The sequence below is a fragment of the Streptomyces sp. NPDC001373 genome, from assembly GCF_042895815.1.
Lineage (GTDB): Bacteria > Actinomycetota > Actinomycetes > Streptomycetales > Streptomycetaceae > Streptomyces.
In genome coordinates this window covers 208,675-231,521 of sequence record NZ_JBIAWQ010000010.1, presented here as the reverse complement: position 1 = coordinate 231,521, position 22,847 = coordinate 208,675, and the positions used below count along the sequence as shown (strand labels likewise).

At 73.9% G+C, this 22,847-nt stretch carries 20 protein-coding genes; 14 read left to right on the top strand and 6 right to left on the bottom strand.

Annotated elements, in window-relative coordinates; all coding sequences use genetic code 11:
- Window positions 1-4: 4 nt before the first annotated feature.
- Window positions 5-544, top strand: coding sequence for an arginine repressor (locus ACFY15_RS23385; protein WP_079425174.1), 540 nt, complete (start codon window positions 5-7; stop codon window positions 542-544).
- A 17-nt stretch (window positions 545-561) separates the two neighbouring features.
- Here the strand turns inward: ACFY15_RS23385 and ACFY15_RS23380 are convergent, their stop codons facing one another.
- Both ACFY15_RS23380 and ACFY15_RS23375 read right to left on the bottom strand, forming a co-directional pair.
- Window positions 562-1,248, bottom strand: coding sequence for a L,D-transpeptidase (locus ACFY15_RS23380; RefSeq protein ID WP_390689320.1), 687 nt, complete (start codon window positions 1,246-1,248; stop codon window positions 562-564).
- Window positions 1,249-1,333: 85 nt separating this feature from the next.
- On the bottom strand, window positions 1,334-2,851 hold the full coding sequence (locus ACFY15_RS23375; protein ID WP_390689254.1) for a hypothetical protein: 1,518 nt from the start codon (window positions 2,849-2,851) through the stop codon (window positions 1,334-1,336).
- Between the two features lie 260 nt (window positions 2,852-3,111).
- Between ACFY15_RS23375 and argH the strand changes: the two genes are divergently transcribed.
- The gene (argH, locus tag ACFY15_RS23370) at window positions 3,112-4,539 is read left to right on the top strand and encodes an argininosuccinate lyase (RefSeq protein WP_390689253.1); all 1,428 of its coding nucleotides are present in this window, start codon (window positions 3,112-3,114) and stop codon (window positions 4,537-4,539) included.
- Between the two features lie 95 nt (window positions 4,540-4,634).
- On the opposite strand, the gene ACFY15_RS23365 is transcribed toward argH, so the two are convergent.
- On the bottom strand, window positions 4,635-5,147 hold the full coding sequence (locus ACFY15_RS23365; RefSeq protein ID WP_390689252.1) for a hypothetical protein: 513 nt from the start codon (window positions 5,145-5,147) through the stop codon (window positions 4,635-4,637).
- A gap of 90 nt (window positions 5,148-5,237) precedes the next feature.
- Between ACFY15_RS23365 and ACFY15_RS23360 the strand changes: the two genes are divergently transcribed.
- The 3 genes from ACFY15_RS23360 (at window position 5,238) to ACFY15_RS23350 (ending at window position 8,887) form a co-directional block, all read left to right on the top strand.
- A complete protein-coding gene (locus ACFY15_RS23360; protein WP_366454330.1) occupies window positions 5,238-5,786 on the top strand; it encodes a helix-turn-helix domain-containing protein in 549 nt (182 codons plus the stop codon).
- Window positions 5,786-7,330: an MFS transporter gene (locus ACFY15_RS23355; RefSeq protein ID WP_390689251.1), complete on the top strand. Its 1,545-nt coding sequence runs from the start codon at window positions 5,786-5,788 to the stop codon at window positions 7,328-7,330. The genes ACFY15_RS23360 and ACFY15_RS23355 overlap by 1 nt, the downstream gene beginning before the upstream one ends.
- Window positions 7,331-7,399: 69 nt before the next feature.
- On the top strand, window positions 7,400-8,887 hold the full coding sequence (locus ACFY15_RS23350; RefSeq protein ID WP_390826016.1) for a membrane-associated oxidoreductase: 1,488 nt from the start codon (window positions 7,400-7,402) through the stop codon (window positions 8,885-8,887).
- A 9-nt stretch (window positions 8,888-8,896) separates the two neighbouring features.
- Here the strand turns inward: ACFY15_RS23350 and ACFY15_RS23345 are convergent, their stop codons facing one another.
- Complete coding sequence (locus ACFY15_RS23345) at window positions 8,897-9,517, bottom strand: lysophospholipid acyltransferase family protein (RefSeq protein ID WP_390826015.1); 621 nt, start codon at window positions 9,515-9,517, stop codon at window positions 8,897-8,899.
- A 298-nt stretch (window positions 9,518-9,815) separates the two neighbouring features.
- On the opposite strand from ACFY15_RS23345, the gene ACFY15_RS23340 reads away from it, so the two are divergent.
- The 3 genes from ACFY15_RS23340 to ACFY15_RS23330 all read left to right on the top strand — a co-directional run bounded on the left by ACFY15_RS23340 (window position 9,816) and on the right by ACFY15_RS23330 (window position 12,117).
- Window positions 9,816-10,976 carry a glycerophosphodiester phosphodiesterase gene (locus tag ACFY15_RS23340; RefSeq protein WP_390689249.1) on the top strand — a complete coding sequence of 387 codons (1,161 nt, stop codon included), beginning with the start codon at window positions 9,816-9,818 and terminating at the stop codon, window positions 10,974-10,976.
- 73 nt (window positions 10,977-11,049) lie between these two features.
- Complete coding sequence (locus ACFY15_RS23335; RefSeq protein ID WP_366454325.1) at window positions 11,050-11,574, top strand: sigma-70 family RNA polymerase sigma factor; 525 nt, start codon at window positions 11,050-11,052, stop codon at window positions 11,572-11,574.
- A 36-nt stretch (window positions 11,575-11,610) separates the two neighbouring features.
- Window positions 11,611-12,117 carry a GNAT family N-acetyltransferase gene (locus ACFY15_RS23330; RefSeq protein ID WP_390689248.1) on the top strand — a complete coding sequence of 169 codons (507 nt, stop codon included), beginning with the start codon at window positions 11,611-11,613 and terminating at the stop codon, window positions 12,115-12,117.
- Window positions 12,118-12,139: 22 nt separating this feature from the next.
- Here the strand turns inward: ACFY15_RS23330 and ACFY15_RS23325 are convergent, their stop codons facing one another.
- Entirely contained in the window at window positions 12,140-12,577 is a 438-nt protein-coding gene (locus tag ACFY15_RS23325; RefSeq protein WP_390689247.1) for a hypothetical protein, read from the bottom strand.
- Window positions 12,570-12,938, bottom strand: coding sequence for a hypothetical protein (locus ACFY15_RS23320; protein ID WP_390689246.1), 369 nt, complete (start codon window positions 12,936-12,938; stop codon window positions 12,570-12,572). Before ACFY15_RS23320 ends, ACFY15_RS23325 begins: the two co-directional genes overlap by 8 nt.
- Window positions 12,939-13,510: 572 nt before the next feature.
- Between ACFY15_RS23320 and ACFY15_RS23315 the strand changes: the two genes are divergently transcribed.
- The 6 genes from ACFY15_RS23315 (at window position 13,511) to cobT (ending at window position 22,457) form a co-directional block, all read left to right on the top strand.
- Window positions 13,511-14,566, top strand: coding sequence for a methionine ABC transporter ATP-binding protein (locus ACFY15_RS23315; protein ID WP_390689245.1), 1,056 nt, complete (start codon window positions 13,511-13,513; stop codon window positions 14,564-14,566).
- Window positions 14,563-15,231 carry a methionine ABC transporter permease gene (locus ACFY15_RS23310; RefSeq protein WP_390689244.1) on the top strand — a complete coding sequence of 223 codons (669 nt, stop codon included), beginning with the start codon at window positions 14,563-14,565 and terminating at the stop codon, window positions 15,229-15,231. The genes ACFY15_RS23315 and ACFY15_RS23310 overlap by 4 nt, the downstream gene beginning before the upstream one ends.
- Window positions 15,232-15,353: 122 nt before the next feature.
- A complete protein-coding gene (locus tag ACFY15_RS23305) occupies window positions 15,354-16,217 on the top strand; it encodes a MetQ/NlpA family ABC transporter substrate-binding protein (RefSeq protein ID WP_390689243.1) in 864 nt (287 codons plus the stop codon).
- 178 nt (window positions 16,218-16,395) lie between these two features.
- Window positions 16,396-17,103, top strand: a complete 708-nt coding sequence (locus ACFY15_RS23300; protein ID WP_390826014.1) for a GNAT family N-acetyltransferase — start codon at window positions 16,396-16,398, stop codon at window positions 17,101-17,103.
- A 60-nt stretch (window positions 17,104-17,163) separates the two neighbouring features.
- On the top strand, window positions 17,164-18,378 hold the full coding sequence (cbiE, locus tag ACFY15_RS23295; protein WP_390826013.1) for a precorrin-6y C5,15-methyltransferase (decarboxylating) subunit CbiE: 1,215 nt from the start codon (window positions 17,164-17,166) through the stop codon (window positions 18,376-18,378).
- A 245-nt stretch (window positions 18,379-18,623) separates the two neighbouring features.
- Complete coding sequence (gene cobT / locus ACFY15_RS23290; protein WP_390826012.1) at window positions 18,624-22,457, top strand: nicotinate-nucleotide--dimethylbenzimidazole phosphoribosyltransferase; 3,834 nt, start codon at window positions 18,624-18,626, stop codon at window positions 22,455-22,457.
- The last annotated feature ends 390 nt before the right edge of the window (window positions 22,458-22,847 follow it).

The following is a 22,847-nucleotide window of genomic DNA, read 5'->3' as shown; positions in this document are numbered from 1 at the left end:
GACGATGAGCCAGGCGCAGGAACACGAGCAGAACGGCGGCCCCTCCGTTCCGCAGACCCGCACCGCCCGCCACCGCCGGATCGTGGACATCCTCAACCGGCAGCCGGTCCGCTCCCAGAGCCAGCTGGCCAAACTCCTCGCCGACGACGGGCTGAGCGTCACCCAGGCGACGCTCTCCCGCGACCTCGACGAGCTGGGCGCGGTGAAGATCCGCAACACCGGAGGCGAGCTGATCTACGCGGTCCCCAGCGAGGGCGGCTTCCGTACCCCGCAGGCCCCCCTCGGCGAATCGGCCAAGGAGGAGCGCATGCGGCGCCTCTCCGGCGAACTGCTGATCTCGGCCGAGGCCTCCGCGAACCTCGTGGTCCTGCGCACCCCGCCGGGGGCCGCGCAGTTCCTCGCCTCGGCCATCGACCAGGCCGAACTGCACGCGGTCCTCGGCACCATCGCGGGCGACGACACCCTGATGCTCATCAGCCGCGACCCGTCGGGCGGCCAGGCCCTGGCCGACCACATGCTGCGCCTGGCGCAGAAGGAGGGCTAGGAGCTGCCGGGCACGCCCTAGTACCGGGTCACGGCCAGCGGGCCGTCCTCCGTGCCGATGGCGATGTGCGGGGAGCGGCGCGGGTTCGCCCAGCGCAGCAGCTCGCGCATCGCGCCCCGCGGCACGGAGACGCAGCCCGCCGTCGCGCCTCTTCCGTCCACGTGCAGGAAGATGCCCGCGCCCCGGCCGCGTACCGGGTGCTCGTAGTTGAAGCCGATGACCAGGGCGTGCGCGTACTGGGTCCCGTATTCCACCAGGTGCTCGGACTCGCCCGGCGCGCAGTCGGCGGGCAGTGGCTCCGTCCAGCGGTTGTAGCTGCCGGAAGCGTTGTCCTGGCACCACCACGAACGGTCCGTCACCCTCCGGTAGGCGTACTCCGTCCCGGCCGGCGCGTGCGCGGTGCCGAAGGCGTACGGCAGGTCGTACAGGCCGGTCGGGGTGGTGTTCGTGCCCTGGGTCCGGGTGGCCCCCTCGGTCAGGCCGTTCGCGCCGAACCGGGCGGGCGCCCGCCCGGCCTCGTACCAGCGGCCCGCCCGCCGGTCCCACCAGGTCAGCAGACCCGTGGTGGAGCCCGGCGCGGGCGCGACGGCGGTGATCAGCTGACTGCCGCCGCCGGTGTCGGCGAGACGGGCGGCCAGCGGATCGGGCCCGTACGGCCCCAGCCCGGCGAGGAGCAGCGAGCCGGCGATCAGAGCGTTGCGCAGCACGCGTCAGACGGTACGGGCCGGCCGGGGCGGGCGCGGGTCGGCCGGGCCGTGGTCACCCGATCCGACCAGCCCGCCCGCACCGTCAGGCCCAGGGGGAGCGGTACAGCCGCAGCTCGCGGGCGTCCAGCTCGCGCGCGGCCCGCGCCAGCAGCCCGCCCAGCTCCGCGCGGTGCGCCTCGCCCTCGTCCAGGGTGGACAGCCAGTTCCAGGCGGCCACCCGGTCGCGGGCGCGCCGACGCGTCCCCGGGTCCGTGTCCGTCAGCAGCGCCACGGCGGCCCGCAGTTCGGCGCTCCCGCCCCGGCCGTGCAGCAGCCGGAAGGCGGCCCGCCGGGTGTGCGGGCGCGCCTGAGGCCCGGTCAGGTCGGCCAGCGCGGCGGCATCCAGCCGCCGGGCCCCCGGGAGCAGGTGCAGCGCGGCCTCGCGGGCCGCCGACGCCGAGGAGTCCTCCAGCAGGACCAGCAGCGCCGGGGTCTCCACCCGGGCCCCCAGCCGGCGCAGCCCCGCGAGGGCGGCGGCCCGCACCGGGCCGCCGGGGTGCTCCAGCAGGGCGCGCAGCAGCGGCGCGTCCTCCGGTCCGGCGACCTCGGCGAAGCCGGTCACCGCGTACCGGCCCACCCGCTCCGGATCCGCGAGCAGAGCGCGGTAGTGCGCATGCGGGTCTCCGCCGTCCTGGCGCAGCAGCCAGCGGGCGCAGGCGCGCACGGAGCCCGCCCGGTCGGCGAGGAAGCGGTCGGCCTCCGCCGCCCGCCCGGCCCGGCGCAGGGCGGTGACGCCGGCGGCCCGCACCGCCGGGAGGCGCGAGCCGAGCAGGGCGTCGACCGCCCCCTCGTCCGGCCCGCCGGCGGCCAGCGCCGCCAGCGCGGCGTCGGTCCACATCCGGCCGGTCGCCGGATCGAGCTCGGCGGCGGCCCGCCGGGCGAGCTCCCCGGCGCCGTACCGCCCGACGCCGAGGGCCACCCGGGCGGCGAAGCGGCGGGTCGGCCGGTCGGCGCTCCCCGTCAGGCGGTCCAGCATGCCCGCGCGCTGCCGGACGGTCAGCGAGTTCCAGCTCCAGGTGGTCGAGGGCAGTCCGGGGCGCCACCACGCGGCGAGGGCGGAGTACCGGCCGTCGAGGGCGGCCTCCAGCTGCTCCACGGCCCAGGCGCCGTGCTCGCGCCCGCCCAGCCGCAGGGCGAGCGGGGTGAGCGCGGTCAGCACGAGGGCGGGATCGTCGGCCACCGGCCGGTTCAGCGCCCTGCGGGCCCGGTCCCGGGTGCGGACGGGGTGGTGGGCCACCACCCGGCCCAGCACCCTGCGGGCGCGCTCGCGCACCTGCGGGACCCAGTCGGCGCAACGGATCAGGACGAGCTCGTGCGGCGGGTTGCGCCACGCCGCGAGTGCGGACGCGCGGATCCGGCCGTCGGGGTGGCACAGCCGCGCCTCCAGCCGGTCGACAGGCGTCCCCGGGAACCGCTGGAGGCGGCGCATCTCCCGGTCGAAGGCGATCCAGGCCTCCGGCCCGTTCCCGAGGAGCCGGCGGGCCACCGGGACGGTGTCCCCGTGCCTCAGCCCCCGGGCCGCGCCCCGCCCCCTGGCGGCGTGCTCGGCCGCGCTCCACATATGCCCTCCCTGGCTGGATCCGCTCCTGATGGTAGGCGGCGGCTCGGGGCCCCGCCCCTGATATACGGCCTGGTCAGCGCCATGGAAGAGAGACTCGATTGACGAAACATACGGAGCAATGCATAGTTATGCTTGTTCGCGCCGTGGACCGCGCGCGTCGCGACCCCGCCTGAATCGTCTGACGCTGTACCGGGAGGGCCTCCCCGCGACCTCCGCGGCGGGGAGGCCGTCCACTTCCACCCTCATGAGGAGCAGTAGCTGTGAGCAGCAACAACGGTGACGTCCGGCTCTGGGGCGGCCGGTTCGCCGACGGCCCTTCGGAGGCCCTCGCGAAGCTGTCCGCGTCGGTCCACTTCGACTGGCGCCTGGCGCCCTACGACATCGCCGGCTCGCGCGCCCACGCCCGCGTACTCGCCAAGGCGGGCCTGCTCACGCCCGAGGAGCTCGACCGCATGATCGAGGGCCTCGACCGGCTGGAGGCCGACGTGGCCGACGGCTCCTTCGTCGGGACCGTCGCCGACGAGGACGTCCACACCGCGCTGGAGCGGGGCCTGCTGGAGCGGCTCGGCCCCGACCTCGGCGGCAAGCTGCGGGCCGGGCGCTCGCGCAACGACCAGGTGGCCACGCTCTTCCGGATGTACCTGCGCGACCACGCGCGGACCATCGGCGGCCTGATCGCCGACCTCCAGGACGCGCTGGTCGGCCTGGCCGAGTCGCACCCGGACGTGGCGATGCCGGGCCGGACCCACCTCCAGCACGCCCAGCCCGTCCTCTTCGCCCACCACGTGCTCGCCCACGTGCAGTCCCTGTCCCGGGACGCCGAGCGGCTGCGGCAGTGGGACACCCGTACGGCCGTCTCCCCGTACGGCTCGGGCGCCCTGGCCGGCTCCTCGCTCGGCCTGGACCCGGAGGCGGTCGCCGCCGACCTGGGCTTCGAGCGTGGCTCGGTCGGCAACTCGATCGACGGCACGGCCTCGCGCGACTTCGTCGCCGAGTTCGCCTTCGTGACCGCGATGATCGGGATCAACCTGTCCCGGATCGCCGAGGAGATCATCCTGTGGAACACGAAGGAGTTCTCCTTCGTCACCCTCCACGACGCCTTCTCCACCGGCTCGTCGATCATGCCGCAGAAGAAGAACCCGGACATCGCGGAGCTGGCGCGCGGCAAGTCGGGCCGCCTCATCGGCAACCTGACGGGCCTGCTGGCCACCCTCAAGGCGCTGCCGCTGGCCTACAACCGGGACCTCCAGGAGGACAAGGAGCCCGTTTTCGACTCCTGCGACACCCTGGAGGTCCTGCTGCCGGCCTTCACCGGGATGATGGCCACCCTCACGGTCAACCGCGAGCGGATGGAAGAGCTGGCCCCGGCGGGCTTCTCCCTCGCGACCGACATCGCCGAGTGGCTGGTCAAGCAGGGCGTGCCCTTCCGGGTGGCGCACGAGGTCGCCGGCGAGTGCGTCAAGGTCTGCGAGGCCGAGGGCATCGAGCTCGACGAGCTCACCGACGCCCAGTTCGCGAAGATCTCGGAGCACCTGACCCCCGAGGTCCGCACCGTCCTCAACGTCCCCGGCGCCCTGGCCTCCCGCAACGGCCGCGGCGGCACCGCCCCCTCGGCGGTGGCCGTCCAGCTCACCGAGCTCAAGGCCGACCTGGTCATCCAGCACGCCTGGGCGATCCACAAGCAGTAGCCGACCCGCCCGGAGGGGCGGTACGCACCCGCTCGGGCGCGTACCGCCCCTCCGGCGCGTGACAGGGCCTGGTCACGAGGGTTCACCCCGAAGGATCAACCGGTGTGTCCGTCGGCCCAGTCCGCCAGGGCGTCGAAGTCCGGCCGGGTCAGGCCGACCCGCTCGTCCACGTACCTGAGCAGCGCGTGGGCCGGGTGGCGCTGCGCGACGTACTCGCGGTCCAGGTCCGTGATGTCGTCGTCGATCCAGGCGAAGGGGCGCGCGCCCGCGTACTCCAGGACGTACTGCGTCTTCCAGAAGGTGCCGCGCGGCGCCCGGCCGTGCATCACGGGCCAGTCGATGTACGGCAGCCGGGGCAGGCCCAGGTGCGGGCCTATCCAGTCGTTGGCCTCGTCCTTCCAGGTGGTGGCCCAGACGAGTTCGTACGCGTCCGACAGCGCGAGCAGTTCGGCCCCGTGGCCGTGGTGGAGCCAGACCCGCAGGGGCTTGCCGTCGGTGAAGCCGGTGGGCCGCATCCGGTGGGTGGTGTAGCCCTCCGGGCGGCGCCGGGGCCTGGCCCCGTACGGGTTCAGGGGCCCGTCGACATCGATCAGCAGCAGTGGCTTCATGGGCACACCCTTCCTTCCCGGCTGCCCCTCCGGCAGCCTGTTTTTCCTCCGAATGAGACATTGACGTCTCATTCGAGGTATGGTCGTCTCATGGCCATGGATCGTGACCAGGTGCTCCGCGACGCGGCGGCCCTGCTCTCCCGCAAATCGACCGCGACGATGGACGAGGTGGCCCGCGCCGCCGGAATCGGCCGGGCGACCCTCCACCGGCACTTCGCCGGGCGCGACGCCCTCGTACGGGCCCTCGAGGACTTCGGCATCCGCCGGTTCGAGATCGCCTTCGACCGGGCCCGCCTCGACGAGGGCACGGCCGTGGAGGCCCTGCGCCGCCTCGTCGCCGAAACCGAGACCGACGCCCAGCTGCTGGCCTTCCTCGTCACCGAGAACCAGCTCTTCGAGGGCGACCAGGTCAACGAGGGCTGGGCCCGCCTCGACGCGCGCGTCGGCGCGCTCTTCCGGCGCGGCCAGCAGGAGGGCGACATCCGGATCGACCTGAGCCCGGCCTGGCTCACCGAGGCCCTCTACGGCCTCATCGGCACCTGCGCCTGGGCCGTCATGGACGGCCGGGTCGCGGCCAAGGACTTCCAGTACATGATCATCGAGCTGCTGCTCGGTGGCGCACGACGGAGCGTGGAGTGATGACCGGAACCGAACAGCTGGACCGCCGGACGGGAGCGGAGGGGAAGAGCCGCGGACGCTGGCTGGCGCTCTCCGTGCTCGTCCTGGCCGTGCTGCTGGTCGCGGTCGACGCCACCGTACTCGGCCTCGCCACGCCCTCCCTCAGCGAGGACCTCAAGCCGTCCGGCACCCAGCTGCTGTGGATCGGCGACATCTACTCCTTCGTCATCGCCGGCCTGCTCGTCTCCATGGGCTCCCTCGGCGACCGCATCGGCCGCAAGAAGCTGCTGCTGCTCGGCGCCACCGCCTTCGGCGCCGTCTCCGTCCTGAACGCCTACGCCACCAGCCCCGAGATGATGATCGCGGCCCGGGCCCTGCTCGGCGTCGCCGGCGCCACCCTGATGCCGTCCACCCTCGCGCTCATCCGCAACATCTTCCACGACCCGAGGGAGCGCAGCCTCGCCATCGGCGTCTGGGGCGCCACCGCCTCCGCCGGCGCGGCCGTCGGACCGGTTGTCGGCGGGGCCCTGCTCCAGCACTTCTGGTGGGGCTCGGTCTTCCTCATCAACCTGCCCGTGATGGCCGTCCTGGTCCTCGTCGGCATCAAGCTGCTGCCCGAGTCCAGGAATCCGGTCGCCGGCCCCTGGGACCTGTTCAGCGTGGCCCTCTCCCTGGTCGGCGTCATCGGCGTGGTCTACGCGGTCAAGGAGGTCGCCACCCACGGCCCGACGTGGGGCGTCGGGGTCGCCGCCGCCCTCGGCATCGGCTGCCTGTACGGCTTCGTGCGCCGCCAGTTCACCCTGGCCTCGCCGCTGCTCGACATGAGGCTCTTCAGGCACCGCGGGTTCTCCGGCGCCGTCCTCGCCGACCTGCTGACCGTCTTCGGCCTGTCCGGGCTGGTCTTCTTCCTGTCCCAGTTCCTCCAGCTGGTCCAGGGCCGCGACCCCCTGGAGGCCGGCCTGGCCGAACTGCCCGCCGCCGTCGGCGCGGTCTTCACCGGCCTTGTCGCAGGCCGGTACGCCCGCCGGTACTCGGTGCGGGTCATCGTCTCCGGCGGTCTGGCCGCCATCGGCGTGGCCCTGGCCGCCCTCACCCTGATCCACCCGGACAGCGGCTACCCGCTGCTCGGCGCAGCCCTGCTCGGCGTCGGCCTCGGCGCGGGCTTCTCCTTCACGGTCACCGCGGACGTGATCCTCTCCAGCGTGCCCAAGGAGCAGGCCGGCTCGGCCTCGGCCGTCTCGGAGACCGCCTACGAACTGGGCGCCGCCCTCGGCATCGCCCTGCTCGGCTCCATCGTCACGGGCGTCTACCAGGGCTTCACCGCCCCGCAGACGGTCCCCGCCCCGGTGGCCGACGCGGCCCACGAATCCCTCGGCGGGGCCGTCGAAGCCGCCAAGAGCCTGGACCCGCAGACCGCCCACACCATGGTCGGCGCGGCCCAGGAGGCCTTCGTGGACGGGCTGCGGCTCGCCTCCGGCGTCGGCGCGGCCGTCCTGCTCGCCACCGCCGCGGCGGCCTGGTTCCTGCTGAAGGGCCAGGAGCTCCAGGACGGCGTCGAGCACTGACCCGACGCCAGGGAGGCTCTTCCCCAGCGGAGTTGACAGTCCGTCGGGGCCCACGCCACCATCCCGGCGATGGAGATCACCGACCTGACCCCCGCCGAACGCCGCGTATGGGACGCCTTCCCGCGCGGCGAAGGCGTCGACTTCCGCGAGGGACCCGGCGAGGACGCCACCGACGGACACGGCTGGGGGGACGGGCGGACCGTACGCGCCGACGTGCTCGCCGCCCTCCTGCTCAGCCGCCCCGTGGCGGCGGCGCAGGTCGCCGAGCTCAACGTCAAGGGCGCCCGCGTGACCGGCAAGCTCAACCTCAAGTACGCCGACGTCGAGCACGCGATCCGGCTGCGCGGCTGCTGGTTCGAGCGCAAACCCCAGCTGTACGGGGCCCGGCTGCGCGCCGTCAGCCTCTCGCAGTCGGCGCTGCCCGGACTCACCGCCTCCACCGTCAGCGTCGACCTCGCCCTCCGGCTGAGCGGCTGCCGCGTCACCGGGCCCGTCCGGCTCGCCGGGGCCCGGATCGCGGGCGGCCTCTTCCTCCAGGACGCGGTGATCCGCCCGGCCGCCGGGGCGGAGCCCGACGCCGAAGAGCACGACGAGCCGCCGCTCCAGCTCAACCACGCCGAGATAGGGACCGACGTCGTCGCCGACGGGCTCACCGTCCACGGCCAGCTCCGCGTCAACGGCGCCACCGTCGCCGGACAGATCAGCCTCGACCGGGCCAGGCTCCTCGCCCCCGGCGGGATCGCCCTGCATGCCGAGACCGTCTCCGTCGGCACCGACCTGCGCGGCCACCGGCTGGAGGCCGAGGGAATGGTCAACCTCACCGGCGCCCGCGTCCCCGGCCAGCTGATGCTCACCCGCGCCCGGCTCGCCAACCCGGGCGGGGTGGCCCTGCGCGCCAGCAGCTGCACCATAGGGGAGCTGTGGCTGCGCAAGTGCCCGCCCATCGAGGGCATCGTCAACCTGCGCCGCAGCCAGCTGGACATGCTCTACGCCGAACCGGACACCTGGCCGCCGGTGGTCCGCACCGAGGGGCTCGGCTACCGGGTGCTGCACCCGCTCCTGCCCGCCCGGCAGCGGCTGCCGCTGCTGGAGCGGGAGGAGTCCGGCTATCTCCCGCACGCCTACGAGCAGCTCGCCGCCGCCTACCGCACCGTCGGCGACGAGGCGGCCGCCCGCAGCGTCCAGCTCGCCAAGCTCCGCCGGCACCGGCACACGCTGCCCCGGCACGCCCGCCTGTGGGGGTTGCTCCAGGACGCCACCGTCGGCTACGGCTTCCGGCCGCTGCGCGCGGCGGGCTGGCTCCTGCTGCTGGTCCTGACCGGCTGGATCGCGTACGGGCTGCACCACCCCAGGCCGCTGAAGCCGGGGGAGGCCCCCGACTTCAACCCGCTATTCTACTCCATCGACCTGCTGCTGCCGATCATCGGCTTCGGCCAGGAAGAGGCCTTCGCGCCGGGCGGCTGGTACCAGTGGCTCTCGTACCTGCTGATCGTGACCGGCTGGATCCTCGCCACCACGACGGCGGCGGGCGTCAGCCGGTCACTCCAGCGCCAGTAGGGAGGGGGCTCAGGCCGCCTTCGCCTTGGTCGCGTACATGTCGACGTACTCCTGGCCCGACAGCCGCATGACCTCGGCCATCACCGAGTCCGTGACCGCGCGCAGCACGTACCGGTCGCGGTCCATGCCCTCGTAGCGGGAGAACTCCATCGCCTCGCCGAAGCGGATGGTGACCCGGCCCGGGCGGGGCATGCCCTTGCCGCCGGGCTGGAGCTTGTCCGTGCCGATCATCGCGAACGGGACCACGGGGGCGCCGGTCATCAGGGTGAGGCGGGCGATGCCGGTCCGGCCGCGGTAGAGCCGGCCGTCGGGGGAGCGGGTGCCCTCGGGGTAGATCCCGAAGATCTTGCCCTCCTCCAGGATCCGGCGGCCCGTCATCAGCGCGGCGACGCCGCCGTTCGCGCCGTCCCGGTCCACCGGGATCATGCCGGCGCCGGTGAAGAACCACGCCATCAGCCGGCCCTTGACGCCCTTGCCCGTCACGTACTCGTCCTTGCCGATGAAGTGGACCGTGCGGTCGCACACCAGCGGCAGGATCATCGAGTCGATGAAGGTCAGGTGATTGCCCGCCAGGATCACCGGGCCGGTGCCCGGAATGTTCTCCAGCCCCTCCACCCTGGTGCGGAACATCAGGCGCATGGCCGATCCGACAGTGGCTTTGATGAGCGCGGTACGGAACAACGTGAGCCCTCCGGCATCGAAAAGCGGTTTTCGCACCACACAGCGGTAGTGCAGGTGAGGACGATACTCGCGGGTCACCCCTGATCGCACATCGGGTTCACGAGGTGGATACGCGGTGTTGACGTGTGTTTCCGCCATGTTCCGCGTGACCCCACCCACCCGCCATCCCCCTTGCCTACCATCGGCTCGCCGATTTCCAAAAGAAGCCGAGCGATTTCCAACCGAATCCGAACAAGGAGTGGCACTGATGACGCAAGGTGGGACAGCCCGGCGCACCGTCCTGGGAGCCGCGGTCCTCGCGGCCGGAACCCAGATCGGCACCCTCTCCGCCGGAACCGCCTCCGCCGCCGAGGCCCGGCACGGCGAGGGCGGCTACCGCGACCTCCCCGTCCCCCTGGTCATCGGCCACCGCGGCTCCAGCGGCTACCGGCCCGAACACACCATCGGCTCCTACCAGCTCGCCCTCGACCTCGGCGCCGACGTCATCGAGCAGGACCTCGTCCCCACCAAGGACGGCCACCTCGTCTGCCGCCACGAGAACGAGATCGGCGGCACCACCGATGTCGCCGACCACCCCGAATTCACCGGCCGGCGCACCACCAAGACCGTCGACGGGGTCTGCGTCACCGGCTGGTTCACCGAGGACTTCACCCTCGCCGAGCTGCGCACCCTGCGCGCCAAGGAGCGCATTCCGGCCATCCGCCAGCGCAACACCCTCTACGACGGCCGCTGGGCCGTCCCCACCTTCGAAGAGGTGCTGCGCTGGGCCGACCGCGAGGGCAGGCGCCGCGGCAAGCGCGTCTGGCTGCACGTCGAGACCAAGCACCCCACCTACTTCCGCGGCCTCGGCCTCGGCCTGGAGGAGCCGCTGGCCGCCCTGCTGCGCCGCTACGGCCGCGACGGCCGGGACGCCGCCGTCTTCCTCCAGTCCTTCGAGCCCTCCAGCATCCAGCGGCTCTCCCGCCTGGTGTCCGCCCCGCGCGTGGTGCTCCTCTCCGCCGCGAACACCCGGCCCTGGGACTTCGAGGCGGCCAAGGACCCCCGCACCATCGCCGACCTGGTCAAGCCCGAGGGCCTGAAGTGGATCGCCGGCTTCGCCCAGGGCATCGGCCCCACCCTGGACCTCGTCGTCCCGCGCGACGCGGAGGGCCGGCTCGGCACCCCGACCACCCTGGTGCGCGACGCCCACGCCCGCGGGCTCGTCCTGCACCCGTACACGGCCCGCAACGAGAACAGCTTCCTGCCGGCCGAATACCGCAAGGGCACCGACCCCACCGCCTACGGGGACGCCTTCGGCGCCTTCAAGCGCTACTTCGAGCTCGGCATCGACGCCATCTTCACCGACAACCCCGACACCGGACTCCTCGCCGCCGAGGCCTTCCGCCCCGGACGCGGCGTCAACCGCTAGACCCCCGGCCACGTACGGGTGGGCCGGGTCCGGCGGGGAAACCGCCCGGCCCGGCCGCCGCGTCCCGCCCGGCATGGACCTGCGACGCGAACCGGAACTGATCGAGGAGCTGCGCCCGCTGCTCTCCGCCGAGGCGGCCGCGGAGGCCCCCGCCGCCGGGCTGGACGCCGCCGACCTGGAACAGGCCGTCTGGGTCAGGCTGCTGGAGCAGGGGCCGCCCGGCCCCGGCCCCGCCGGCCGGGCCCGCTGGCTGAGGCGGGCGGTGCGGGCCGAGGCCCGGCTCGCCCGCAGGCGGGCGCGGCGCGAGATCCCGTGCGGGGCCGCCCGCGCGGACACGGCCGACGAACCCGAACGCGCCCTGCTGCACGGGGAGCAGAACCGTGCCCTCCGATCGGCGGTCGCCCGATTGCCCGGACGCTGCCCCGAGCTGGTGGCCGCACTTCTCTCGCCCAGGGACCTCACCTACCGTGAAATCGCAGGAGAGTTGGGTATCTCACAAGGAAGTTTGGGGCCGGTACGTTCCCGTTGCCTGGGATGTCTGCGCAGAATGCTCGCCGGAGAGGTTGCGGCTCCTGGCCCGTGGGGAAAGGAGCGGTAGACCAGAGAGCTACCGGTGAGCGGGAGGCATGCGCACATGGGCATGAGCGTGACCATTTCGGCGGCGGCCGCCGAAGACGCCGAGCAGATCTTCAAGCTGCAGTACCTGGCGTTCCAGAGGGAGGCCGAGCTGTACGGCAACTGGCTCATCCAGCCCCTCACCCAGTCACTGGACTCCCTGAAGGAAGAGCTCGCCAAGGACACCGTCCTGGTGGCCCGGCTCGGCGACGAGGTCGTCGGCACCGTGCGCGGCAGCCTCGGCGAGGACGGCACGGCCGGCATCGCCAAGCTGTGCGTACACCCCCGCCTCCAGGGCCACGGCCTCGGCGCCCGGCTGCTGCGCGCGGTCGAGGAGGCCCTCGCCGGCCACGCCGGCACCACCCGCTTCCGGCTGCACACCGGTCACAAGAGCGAGTCGAACCTGCGGCTCTACCGCAAGGCAGGCTACGCGAAGGTCGGCAACCGCACCGCCTCCGACGGCGTGCGCCTGGTGATCCTGGAGAAGGACGCCGAGGGCCCCGCCGACTACACCGTCAGCGCCTGAGCCCCGGCGGCCCGACCCGGCGCTAACGCTTCGCGCGCAGCCACAGCATCCCGGTGACCGGCAGGATCACCGGGATGAACAGGTAGCCCATCCCGAAGTCCGACCACACCGTCGCGTCGGGGAAGGCCTCGGGCCGGATCAGCGTCCAGGTCCCGACGGCCAGCACGCCCGCGAGCTCGGCGCCGCAGCACACCAGTGCCGCCCGCCGGGCCCGGTCGCCGCCGCGCACGAGCGAGTACGTGATGAAGGCGTAGACCAGCGCTGCCGCCGCCGACAGCGAGTAGGCCAGCGGCGCCCGGTCGAACTCGCCGGCGATCTGGTAGGCCGAGCGCGAGACCGCGCCCACCACCATGACCCCGTAGAGCCACACCAGCAGCAGCCCCGGCCCGGACACCAGCCGCTTGCGCCCGCCGGCCGCGTTCCCGGCGCCGGTCTCGGTCTCGGTCGTCGTGTCAGGCACCGGCGGATCCCCAGATGTCGTAGAGGCGCACCTCGAGCACGGCGAGGACGACCGCGCCCGCGGCCACCGTCACCGAACCCCACTTGGTGCGCTCGGTCAGCGAGAGCAGCCCGGCGGCCGGGACCGCCGCGAAGGCGCCCAGCAGGTAGGCGACGAAGAGCACCGCGCCCTGTTCGGGCTTCTCGCCCCGGACCAGCTGGACCACGCCGACCACCAGCTGGGCCAGGGCCAGCAGGGTCACCACGGCCATGCCGATGAAGTGCCAGTCCTTGGTCGGCTGGTCCCGCCATACGGCGTGGCCGCACCAGGCGGCGAGGGCGAGGGCGGCCACGCCGAGGGCGGCCGTCAGGGCGTCGAGCATGCAGCGAGGGTATTACGGGCCCGGAGGGCGGCCGCGCACGGGGCGCCGCCGGGGCCCCGACCGTGGCCTTGGCCACAGCCGGCACCTCCGGCCGGCCCCGCGCGCAGCCGCCGCCGGAACCCCGCCCGCCCGTGCCGCGCCTGGCCGGGAGCGGTCCCGGACCCCTCGGGGCGGGGCCCCGGGGATGGCCGCTCCCGTCCGGAATGCGACCAGATTCCGTCCGCTATGCGGACAGCGTTGATCGGTGAGTCGGTATGTCTGCTTTACTGAGCCCATGACCACGACGAGCAGCCGCACCCTTGCGACCGAGGCGACGATGACGCCCGGTGCTCGTTGTATGTGTCGAATGTGCGCCTTCTGAGGGCCCCTTCCCCCGCGGTCTCGCGCCCCGAAGCGAGACGAGGCGAGCCGTACCGCAGCCCGGGTCACCGCTGCCCCCGGGCCCGGGCCGCTCCAGCCCCGCGCACGTGTCGACACGCTTCCTCTGTGACGGTTCGACCCGTATCGCGTCCCCAGATGTTTGCCCCGTGCACGGTCCCGCACGCCGTGCACTCGACAGCGACGGAATTCCTGTGATCACCACATCGGGCCTCACGAAGGTCTACCAGTCCCGTGGCCGCGAGGTCACCGCCCTGGACGGCGTCGACCTCCACGTCCGCGAGGGCGAGGTCTACGGAGTCATCGGCCAGAGCGGCGCCGGCAAGTCCTCCCTCATCCGCTGCGTGAACCTGCTGGAACGCCCCACCACCGGCACCGTGACCGTCGACGGCGTCGAGCTCACCGCCCTCGCCGGCCGCGGCCGGCGCGCCGGCAAGGAGCTCCGCGAGGCCCGCAGCCGCATCGGCATGGTCTTCCAGCACTTCAACCTGCTGTCCTCGCGGACCGTACAGGCCAACATCGAGCTCCCCCTGGAGATCCTCGGCGTCGACCGCCGCGAACGCTCCCGCAAGGCCCTGGAACTCCTCGACCTCGTCGGCCTCGCCGACAAGGCCAAGGCCTACCCCACCCAGCTCTCCGGCGGCCAGAAGCAGCGCGTCGGCATCGCCCGCGCCCTGGCCGGCGACCCCAAGGTGCTCCTCTCCGACGAGGCCACCAGCGCCCTCGACCCCGAGACCACCCGCTCCATCCTCCAGCTCCTGCGCGACCTCAACCGGCAGCTCGGCCTCACCGTCCTGCTCATCACGCACGAGATGGACGTAGTCAAGAGCATCTGCGACTCCGCCGCCCTGATGAAGAAGGGCCGCATCATCGAGTCCGGCACCGTCGCCGAGCTCCTCGCCACCCCCGGCTCCGAGCTCGCCGCCGAACTCTTCCCGGTCAGCGGCACCGCCACCGGCCCGGAACACACGGTGGTCGACGTCACCTTCCACGGAGAGGCCGCCACCCAGCCGGTCATCTCCCAGCTGGCCCGCACGTACAACATCGACATCTCGATCCTCGGCGCCGCGATGGACACCGTCGCCGGCCGCCAGATCGGCCGCATGCGCATAGAGCTGCCCGGCCGCTACGAGGACAACGTCGTACCCGTCGGCTTCCTGCGCGAGCAGGGCCTCCAGGTCGACGTCGTGGACGGGACGGACGAGATCGACAACGAACTGGCCGAACTGGTCAAGGATGGTGCCAAGTGACCTGGTCCGAGATGCAGCCCCTGCTCACCCAGGGAACCTACGACACCCTCTACATGGTCCTGTGGTCCACCGTGGTGACCGTCCTCGGCGGACTGCCCCTCGGCATCCTCCTCGTCCTCACCGACAAGGGCGGCCTCCTGCGGAACCAGCCGCTCAACAAGGCCCTCGGCGTGATCGTGAACATAGGCCGCTCGCTGCCGTTCATCATCCTGCTGATCGCCCTGATCCCGGTCACCACCGCCGTCGTCGGCACCTTCATCGGCCCCACCGCCATGATCGTCCCGCTCGCCATCGGCGCCGTCCCCTTCTTCGCCCGGCTCGTCGAGACGGCCGTCCGCGAGGTCGACCACGGCCTGATCGAGGCCGTCGAGTCCATGGGCGGCGGCATCCCCACCCTCGTCGGCAAGGTCCTGCTCCCGCAGGCCCTGCCCTCCCTGGTCGCCGCCGTCACCACCACCGTCATCACCCTGGTCGGCTACTCGGCCATGGCCGGCGCCGTCGGCGGCGAAGGACTCGGCTCCAAGGCCATCACCTACGGCTTCCAGCGCTTCGAGACCGGATTCATGGTCGCCACCGTCGTGGTCCTGATCGCCCTCGTCACCGTGATCCAGCTGATCGGCGACGGCGTGGTCCGCGTCCTCGCCCGCCGCGGCCGGACGGCCTGAGCCCCTCCCGGGCCGCCCCGCCCCCTGAGACTCCCCACCGGAGAAAGCCCGCACTTGTCGTGCTTGGGCCACCACCAGCGGATCCGCACCCCGGACCCGCACCCGCAAGAAAGGCACTCTTCGTGCGTAAGAACATCAAGCTCACCGCCTTCGCCGCCGCCTCCGCCGCTCTCGCCCTCGGCCTCACCGCCTGCGGCAGCTCCTCGGACCCGTCCTCCACCAGCGCCGACGGCGGCAAGGCCGACGAGAGCAAGCCCCTCGTCATCGCGGCCTCCCCGAGCCCGCACGCCGACATCCTGAACTTCGTCAAGGACAAGCTCGCGGCCAAGGAAGGCCTCAAGCTGGAGGTGAAGGAGTTCACGGACTACGTCCTGCCCAACACCGCCACCGAGCAGGGCCAGGTCGACGGCAACTACTTCCAGCACAAGCCGTACCTCGACGACTTCAACAAGAAGAACGGCACCCACATCGTGCCCGTCGTCAACGTGCACCTGGAGCCCCTCGGCCTCTACTCCAAGAAGGTCAAGGCCCTCACGGACATCAAGGCCGGCCAGACCGTCGCCGTCCCCAACGACACGACCAACGAGGGCCGCGCCCTCCAGCTGCTCGCCGCGAACAACCTGATCACCCTCAAGGAAGGCGTCGGAACCAGCGCCAAGCTCTCCGACATCACCGACAAGAAGGGTCTGGAGTTCAAGGAGCTGGAGGCCGCCACCGTCCCGCGCGCCCTGAACGACGTGGACGCCGCCGTCATCAACGGCAACTACGCCCTCGAGGCCAACCTCTCGCCCGCCAAGGACGCCCTGGTCCTGGAGAAGGCCGAGGGCAACCCGTACGCCAACTTCCTGGCGGTCAAGGACGGCAAGCAGAACGACCCGCGCATCCAGAAGCTCGCCAGGCTCCTGAACTCCGACGAGGTCAAGAAGTTCATCGAGGAGAAGTACCAGGGCTCGGTCATCCCGGCCTTCGGCACCCCGGCCCGCTAGGGAACCCCCTGGTCGGCGCCGGATCCCCGGCCCCGCGCACCCCTCCGGGCGCGCGGGGCCGCGCGCTGCCCCGGGCCTGCCCGCTTCCGGGCAACCCGGCCCTGCACATCCCCGGGCCGATGCTGCATGCTGTGGCTACGACCCGCACAAACGGTCCGCCTCAGGCATGGAGCTGCGCATGACTACCACCTTCCCGGACGTCACCATCAGCACGGACCGGCTGGTGCTGCGCCCCTTCGAGGAGGAGGACGCCGGCGCGCTCGCCGAGATGATGAACGACGAGCAGGTCACCGCCTGGACCCAGGCCCCGCACCCCTACACCCGCGCCGACGCCCGCGCCTGGGCCACCGCCCTCTCCCACGCCGAACGCACCGGCGGCCGCGGCATCGTCTTCGCCGTCGCCGAGTTCCTCACCCACCGCCTCGTCGGCAGCGTCCACCTCCGCAACACCGACTGGCGCACCCGCACCACCGAGATCCGCCACGTCACCGCCCCCTGGGCCCGGGGCGAGGGGTACGCCAGCGAGTCCGTCCTCGCCGTCGCCCGCTGGCTCTTCCGCGAGCAGCAGTTCGAAAGACTGGAGATGCGCACCGCCGCGGACAACACCGCCGCCCAGCAGGTCGCCCAGAAGGTCGGCTGCATCAGCGAAGGCGTCCTGCGCAACGCCTGGACCGTCCGCACCCAGGCCGCCGACGGCAGCTGGGCCGACACCCGCACCGACCTCATCGTCTGGAGCCTGGTCCCCGAGGACCTCGACGACTCCGGCGCCTACGACGAGGACTACGGCGCGTACGACACGTACGACAGCCGCGAAGCCCGAGAGGCCCGCGGCGCCCACCCGGCCCACGCCCTCGCCGCGGACCGGAACCGACCCGTCAGCAGGTAGTCTCGACGTGCGGGACCCCGACGGAACCTCGCCTGCCCCCACCCCAGGAGACTGACGACGATGGCCGACCGGGTCACGGTGATCGGCTGGGACGGCTCCCCCCTGACCGCGGCCGCCCGGTCCGCGCTCTCCGCGGCCACCCTGGTGGCCGGCGCCGCCCACCACCTCGCGCTCCCCGAAGTCCCGCCCGGCGCCGAACGCATCCGCCTCGGCAGCCTCGGCCTCGCCGCCCGCCGCATCGCCGGCCACCGCGGCACCGCCGTCGTCCTCGCCGACGGAGACCCCGGCTTCTTCGGCGTCGTACGCACCCTGCGCGCCCCCGAACACGGCCTGGAAGTCGAGGTCGTCCCCGCCGTCTCCTCCGTCGCCGCCGCCTTCGCCCGCGCCGGAATGCCCTGGGACGACGCCCAGGTCGTCGTCGCCCACCCCCGTACCCTGCGCCGCGCCGTCAACGTCTGCCGCGCCCGCAGCAAGGTCGCCGTCCTCACCTCGCCCGGCGCGGGACCCGCCGAACTCGCCCTGCTCCTCGAAGGAGTCCACCGGACCTTCGTCATCTGCGAGGCCCTCGGCACCGACCGCGAACGCGTCACCGTCCTCACCTCCGACGCCGCCGCCGACCACACCTGGCGCGACCCCAACGTCGTCATCGTCATCGGCGGCGCCGGGCACACCGCCACCGCCGACGCCCCCTGGATCCTCGGCCAGGGCCCCGCCCAGGCCCCCGCCGCCGGACGCGGCTGGGCCCGCGCCCTCACCGACCCGGACACGGGGGAGGGGGAGTCTGCCCAGCTGCGCGCCGCCCAGCTCGCCCGCCTCGGACCCCGGCCCGGCGACCTCGTCTGGGACATCGGCACCGGCCACGGAGCCCTCGCCGTCGACGCCGCCGCCTTCGGCGCCGCCGTCATCGCCGTCGACGCCGACCCGCGCGCCTGCGAACGGGCAACAGCCGCCGCCCGCAGCCGGGGTGTACAGATCCAGGTCGTCGAGGGCCGTGCTCCACACGTGCTCGAGAACCTGCCCGAACCCGATGTCGTACGGGTGGGGGGCGGCGGCGCCGAAGTCGTCGCCGCCGTCGCGGACCGCCGCCCCGAACGGATCGTCAGCCACGCCTCCACGCGCGACGAGGCGGAGGCCATCGGGCGGACGCTGACCGAACACGGGTACGCCGTCGAGTGCGCGCTCCTCCAGTCCGTGGGCCTCGACACCAGGACCTGGGCCGAACAGGAGCGTTCCGTCGTGTTCCTGCTGGCAGCCGAACGCCCCGTGAACCGCTGACACGGGAGCCCGGGGTAGGCTGGCCGATCGTCGTACCGCCCGGCAGGCGCACGACGTGGCGCAGTCCACAGGGGACCGTGCCGGTTTCCGGCCGACACGGTGGCCGACGAGCGCGACAATGCTCAGGAGTTGTCGTGCGGGCGCACGCGAGACGTGGCGCCGCGCGGGGACCCCGCTCGTCGGGCCACCAGGGCGCCGGGCGATCGAAGAGGCGAAGAGGCAACACCGATGGGCGAGGGGTAAGCATGACTGACACCGGCCAGGTCCCGGGCGAGGGTCACCCGGACAACGCGGGCATGGTGGATCAGCAGGGCGTTCCCGCTCCGGTCCCGCAGATGCCCCCCCTGCCGCCGATGCCCCCGGCCGGCTACGCCTTCCAGGACCTCGTCGACGACCCCGCCGAGGACGAGGAGCTGCTCCTCATGCCGAGCGGGCACGGCCAGGGCTCCTGGAGCGACCCGCAGGTGGTCCCGCCGGTCCCCGCCTTCCCCGGCGAGTTCCCCGCCGAACAGGGGTACGCCGAGTACCCCCAGCCCCAGGCCGCCGGCTACCCCGAACAGGGGCACCTCGGCTTCCCGGATCCGGGCTACGCGATGCCGGGCCAGCCGATGCCGGGCCAGCCGCTCCACGACCAGTCCCTCGCCGGCCAGCCCCTCGGCGCGCAGCCCGCAGCGGGCCTCCCCGAGGCCGGCTACCCCGACGCCGCGTTCCCCGAGCCCTTCGCCGACCCCGCCGCGTACAGCGCGGGCGCGCACGAGGCCGGCGGCCGTGATTCCGGCTCCCTGGACCTCGGCGGCCTCGTCGTCCCGCCGGCGGCCCCCGCCGCGGCCGGGCAGATGCCGCCCGCCGCCCCCGTGAACCCCTCGCGCCGGCCCCTGCACATGGGCCCGCCCGTGCCCGAGGCCACCGGGGGAGTCGTCCGGTCCCTCGCGGACCGGGGCCCCGCCGCCGCGCCCGCTGCGCAGCCGGTTCAGGCCGCGCCCGCCGTCGCCGTGGCCCCCGCCGCCCCGGCCGCCGCCCCCACCGCCGCGCCGGCGGCGCAGACGGCCCCGGAGCCCGGCCCGGAGGCTGCCGCCGCCCCGGCCGCCCCCGAGGCCCAGCTCGCCCCTGAGGCCCAGCTCGCTGCCGTGCCCGCGGGCGCCGGGGAGCCGCAGGCCGCCGCGCCCGTTCCGGGGCAGCCGGGTGCGCCCGCCTCCGGCCCCGAGTACCTGGACGCCGTCCCGGGCGCGGAGGCCCCGGCGGCCCCGCAGCCGGGTGAGATCCCGCCGCAGGCCGGTGAACCGTGGGCGGCCGCGCCCGGGGGTGCGGTTGCCGGTGTCGGCGCCGAGCAGGTGGCGCAGGGCGCTGCCGAGGCGCAGGCTGTGGTCGAGGGCCAGCCGGTGGCTGAGGCTCAGCCCGTGGCCGAGGGCCAGCCCGTGGTCGAGGCTCAGCCCGTGGCCGAGGGCCAGGCTGCGCCCGAGGCTCAGCCGGTGGTCGAGGCTCAGCCCGTGGCCGAGGGCCAGCCGGTGGTCGAGGCTCAGCCGGTGGTCGAGGGCCAGCCGGTGGCTGAGGCTCAGCCGGTGGTCGAGGGCCAGCCGGTGGTCGAGGGCCAGCCGGTGGTCGAGGGCCAGCCGGTGGCCGAGGGCCAGCCGGTGGCCGAGGGCCAGCCGGTGGTCGAGGGCCAGCCGGTGGCCGAGGGCCAGCCGGTGGCCGAGGCTCAGCCGGTGGCCGAGGGCCAGCCGGTGGCCGAGGGCCAGCCGGTGGCCGAGGGCCAGCCGGTGGCCGAGGGCCAGCCGGTGGCTGAGGGTCAGCCGGTGGCTGAGGGCCAGCCCGTGGCTGAGGGCCAGCCCGTGATGGAAGGCCCGGTCGCGGTCGGAGCCGTCGAGGCGCAGCAGGCCGCTCCCGCGCAGCAGCCGGCCGCCCCGGCCGCCCCGGCCCCCAAGGGCGCTGTGGCCGTCGCCGCCGAGGCCCCCGCCGCCCCCGAGGCCCCCGCCGCCCCCGAGGTCGTCCCGGCCCCCGAGGCCGTCGCCGCTGCCGAGGGCGCTCCCGCACCGGCTGCCGAGGCCGCGCCGGAGCCCGCCCAGAACCCTGCCGAGACCCCGGCGGAGCCCGAGGCACCGGCCGCCGAGGCGCCCGCCGAGGCCGCCCCCGCGGAGACCGTGGCCCAGGCCGCCGACGGCGTCGAGGCCGCCGAGGCCCCGGCCGAGCCGGCCGACCCCGCCGCGCAGGCCGACGCACCGGCCGAGCAGGCAGCGGAGACCGCCGCCGCGCAGCCGGCCGACGGGGCCGAGCCCGCCACCGGCGAAGAGGCCCCGGCCGACGGCGAAGCCGCCGCCGAGGTCCCCGCCGAGCCCCAGCCCTCCGTCGGCGAGCCGGCCCCCGGCTACGCCGACGCCGAGCGCGAGGCCGTCCTGCGCGTCATGCGCGAGCGCCGCGACATCCGCAACGGCTTCCGCACCGACCCGATCCCGCACGAGGTGCTGCTGCGCGTCCTGGAGGCCGCCCACCACGCCCCGAGCGTCGGGCACTCCCAGCCGTGGGACTTCGTCGTCATCCGCTCGGCGGAGACCCGCCGCACGATGCACGAGCTCGCCCAGCGCCAGCGCGAGGCCTACGCCAAGTCGCTGCCCAAGGGCCGGGCGAAGCAGTTCAAGGAACTGAAGATCGAGGCCATCCTCGACACCCCGGTGAACATCGTCGTCACCGCCGACCCCACCCGCGGCGGCCGCCACACCCTCGGCCGGCACACCCAGCCCCAGATGGCCCCGTACTCCTCCGCCCTCGCGGTCGAGAACCTCTGGCTCGCCGCGCGCGCCGAGGGCCTCGGCGTGGGCTGGGTCAGCTTCTTCGACGAGCGCGAGATGGTCCGCGCGCTGGGGCTCCCCGAGCACCTGGAGGTCGTCGCCTACCTGTGCGTCGGCTACGTCGACGAGTTCCCCGAGGAGCCGGAGCTGATGCAGGCGGGCTGGGCCCAGCGCCGCCCACTGGCCTGGGTCGTCCACGAGGAGACGTACGGGCGCCGCGCGCTGCCCGGCGAGGCCCCGCACGACCTGCTCTCCGACACCGTCGCCAGCATCCGCCCGCTCGACGCCAAGGCCCTCGGCGAGGCCTGGGAGCGGCAGAAGCGCATGACGAAGCCCGCGGGCGCCCTCGGCATGCTGGAGATCATCTCCGCACAGCTGGCGGGCCTCTCCCGGGTCTGCCCGCCGCCGATCCCGGAGCCGGCCGCCGTCGCGATCTTCGCCGGCGACCACGGCGTCCACGCCCAGGGCGTCACCCCCTGGCCCCAGGAGGTCACCACGCAGATGGTGGCCAACTTCCTGGGCGGCGGGGCCGTTTGCAACGCCTTCGCCAACCAGGTCGGCGCGGAGGTCTGCGTCGTCGACGTCGGCGTGAAGGGCGAGCTGCCGGCCACCCCCGGCCTGCTGCCCCGCAAGGTCCGCCCGGGTACGGACGACCTCTCCCAGGGCCCCGCGATGACCCGCGAGGACGCGATCGCGGCCATCGAGGTCGGCATCGAGACCGCACGCGACCTCGTCGCCGCGGGCAACAAGGCCCTCCTCACGGGTGAGATGGGCATCGCGAACACCACCGTGTCGGCCGCCCTGATCTCGGTCTTCACGGGTGTCGACCCGGCGGAGGTCACCGGCCGCGGCACCGGCATCAACGACGAGACCCACGCCCGCAAGGTCGACGTGGTCCGCCGCGCCCTGGAACTCCACCAGCCGGACCCGAACGACCCGATCGGCGTCCTGGCCGCCATCGGCGGACTGGAGCACGCCGCGATCGTCGGCCTGATCCTCGGCGGCGCCTCCCTGCGGACCCCGGTCATCCTGGACGGCGTGAGCGCCGGCGCGGCCGCCCTCGTGGCCCGCGCCGTCGCCCCCGAGGCCCTGTCGGCGTGCATCGCGGGCCACCGCAGCGCGGAACCGGGCCACGTGGCCGCCCTGAACAAGCTGGGCCTGCGCCCCCTGGTCGACCTGGACCTCCGCCTCGGCGAAGGCACGGGCGCCCTCCTGGCCCTCCCCCTGGTCCAGAGCGCGGCCCGCGCGATGCACGAGGTGGCCACGTTCGACGCGGCGGGCGTGACGGAGAAGTAGCCGAAGCCAGCCAGACGGGGCCGGACACCACAGGGTGTCCGGCCCCACTGCGTTCCGGTCGGGGCTGGGAGGTACCTGCTCACCCCCCTCTCCGCCTGCGGCCGGACGCGGACGGACCATGAGACTGACGGGAAGGCCCCGACACCTCCCGAGACCGCCGGTCCGGGTCCTGTCCTCCGCGGGCCCGACCCACCGCCCGGCCCCTCGCGGGGGCGAGGGCGGGTCCGCGCCGCGACCCCCCACCGCCCCGCCAAACTTCGCCCCCGCAGGTACCACCAGCGGCTATGGGTCGTATCGTGGTCCCGGACGGGCGCCCGCACGGTCCGTCAGCCGCTCCAGCGCAGCAGCGGCCCGCCGAACACACCCGCCGCATCAGGAGCCGCAACCGCC

What these genes read in the sequence shown, in the direction of transcription:
- ACFY15_RS23385 (WP_079425174.1), top strand. Translation starts at nt 5, where the DNA reads ATGAGCCAGGCGCAGGAACACGAGCAGAACGGCGGCCCCTCCGTTCCG.
- ACFY15_RS23340 (WP_390689249.1), top strand. Translation starts at nt 9,816, where the DNA reads ATGACGCAAGGTGGGACAGCCCGGCGCACCGTCCTGGGAGCCGCGGTC.
- ACFY15_RS23345 (WP_390826015.1), bottom strand. Translation starts at nt 9,517, where the DNA reads ATGTTCCGCACCAGGGTGGAGGGGCTGGAGAACATTCCGGGCACCGGC.
- cbiE (WP_390826013.1), top strand. Translation starts at nt 17,164, where the DNA reads ATGGCCGACCGGGTCACGGTGATCGGCTGGGACGGCTCCCCCCTGACC.
- ACFY15_RS23375 (WP_390689254.1), bottom strand. Translation starts at nt 2,851, where the DNA reads ATGTGGAGCGCGGCCGAGCACGCCGCCAGGGGGCGGGGCGCGGCCCGG.
- ACFY15_RS23335 (WP_366454325.1), top strand. Translation starts at nt 11,050, where the DNA reads ATGGACCTGCGACGCGAACCGGAACTGATCGAGGAGCTGCGCCCGCTG.
- ACFY15_RS23355 (WP_390689251.1), top strand. Translation starts at nt 5,786, where the DNA reads ATGACCGGAACCGAACAGCTGGACCGCCGGACGGGAGCGGAGGGGAAG.
- ACFY15_RS23320 (WP_390689246.1), bottom strand. Translation starts at nt 12,938, where the DNA reads ATGCTCGACGCCCTGACGGCCGCCCTCGGCGTGGCCGCCCTCGCCCTC.
- ACFY15_RS23330 (WP_390689248.1), top strand. Translation starts at nt 11,611, where the DNA reads ATGGGCATGAGCGTGACCATTTCGGCGGCGGCCGCCGAAGACGCCGAG.
- ACFY15_RS23350 (WP_390826016.1), top strand. Translation starts at nt 7,400, where the DNA reads ATGGAGATCACCGACCTGACCCCCGCCGAACGCCGCGTATGGGACGCC.
- cobT (WP_390826012.1), top strand. Translation starts at nt 18,624, where the DNA reads ATGACTGACACCGGCCAGGTCCCGGGCGAGGGTCACCCGGACAACGCG.
- ACFY15_RS23360 (WP_366454330.1), top strand. Translation starts at nt 5,238, where the DNA reads ATGGCCATGGATCGTGACCAGGTGCTCCGCGACGCGGCGGCCCTGCTC.
- ACFY15_RS23300 (WP_390826014.1), top strand. Translation starts at nt 16,396, where the DNA reads ATGACTACCACCTTCCCGGACGTCACCATCAGCACGGACCGGCTGGTG.
- ACFY15_RS23365 (WP_390689252.1), bottom strand. Translation starts at nt 5,147, where the DNA reads ATGAAGCCACTGCTGCTGATCGATGTCGACGGGCCCCTGAACCCGTAC.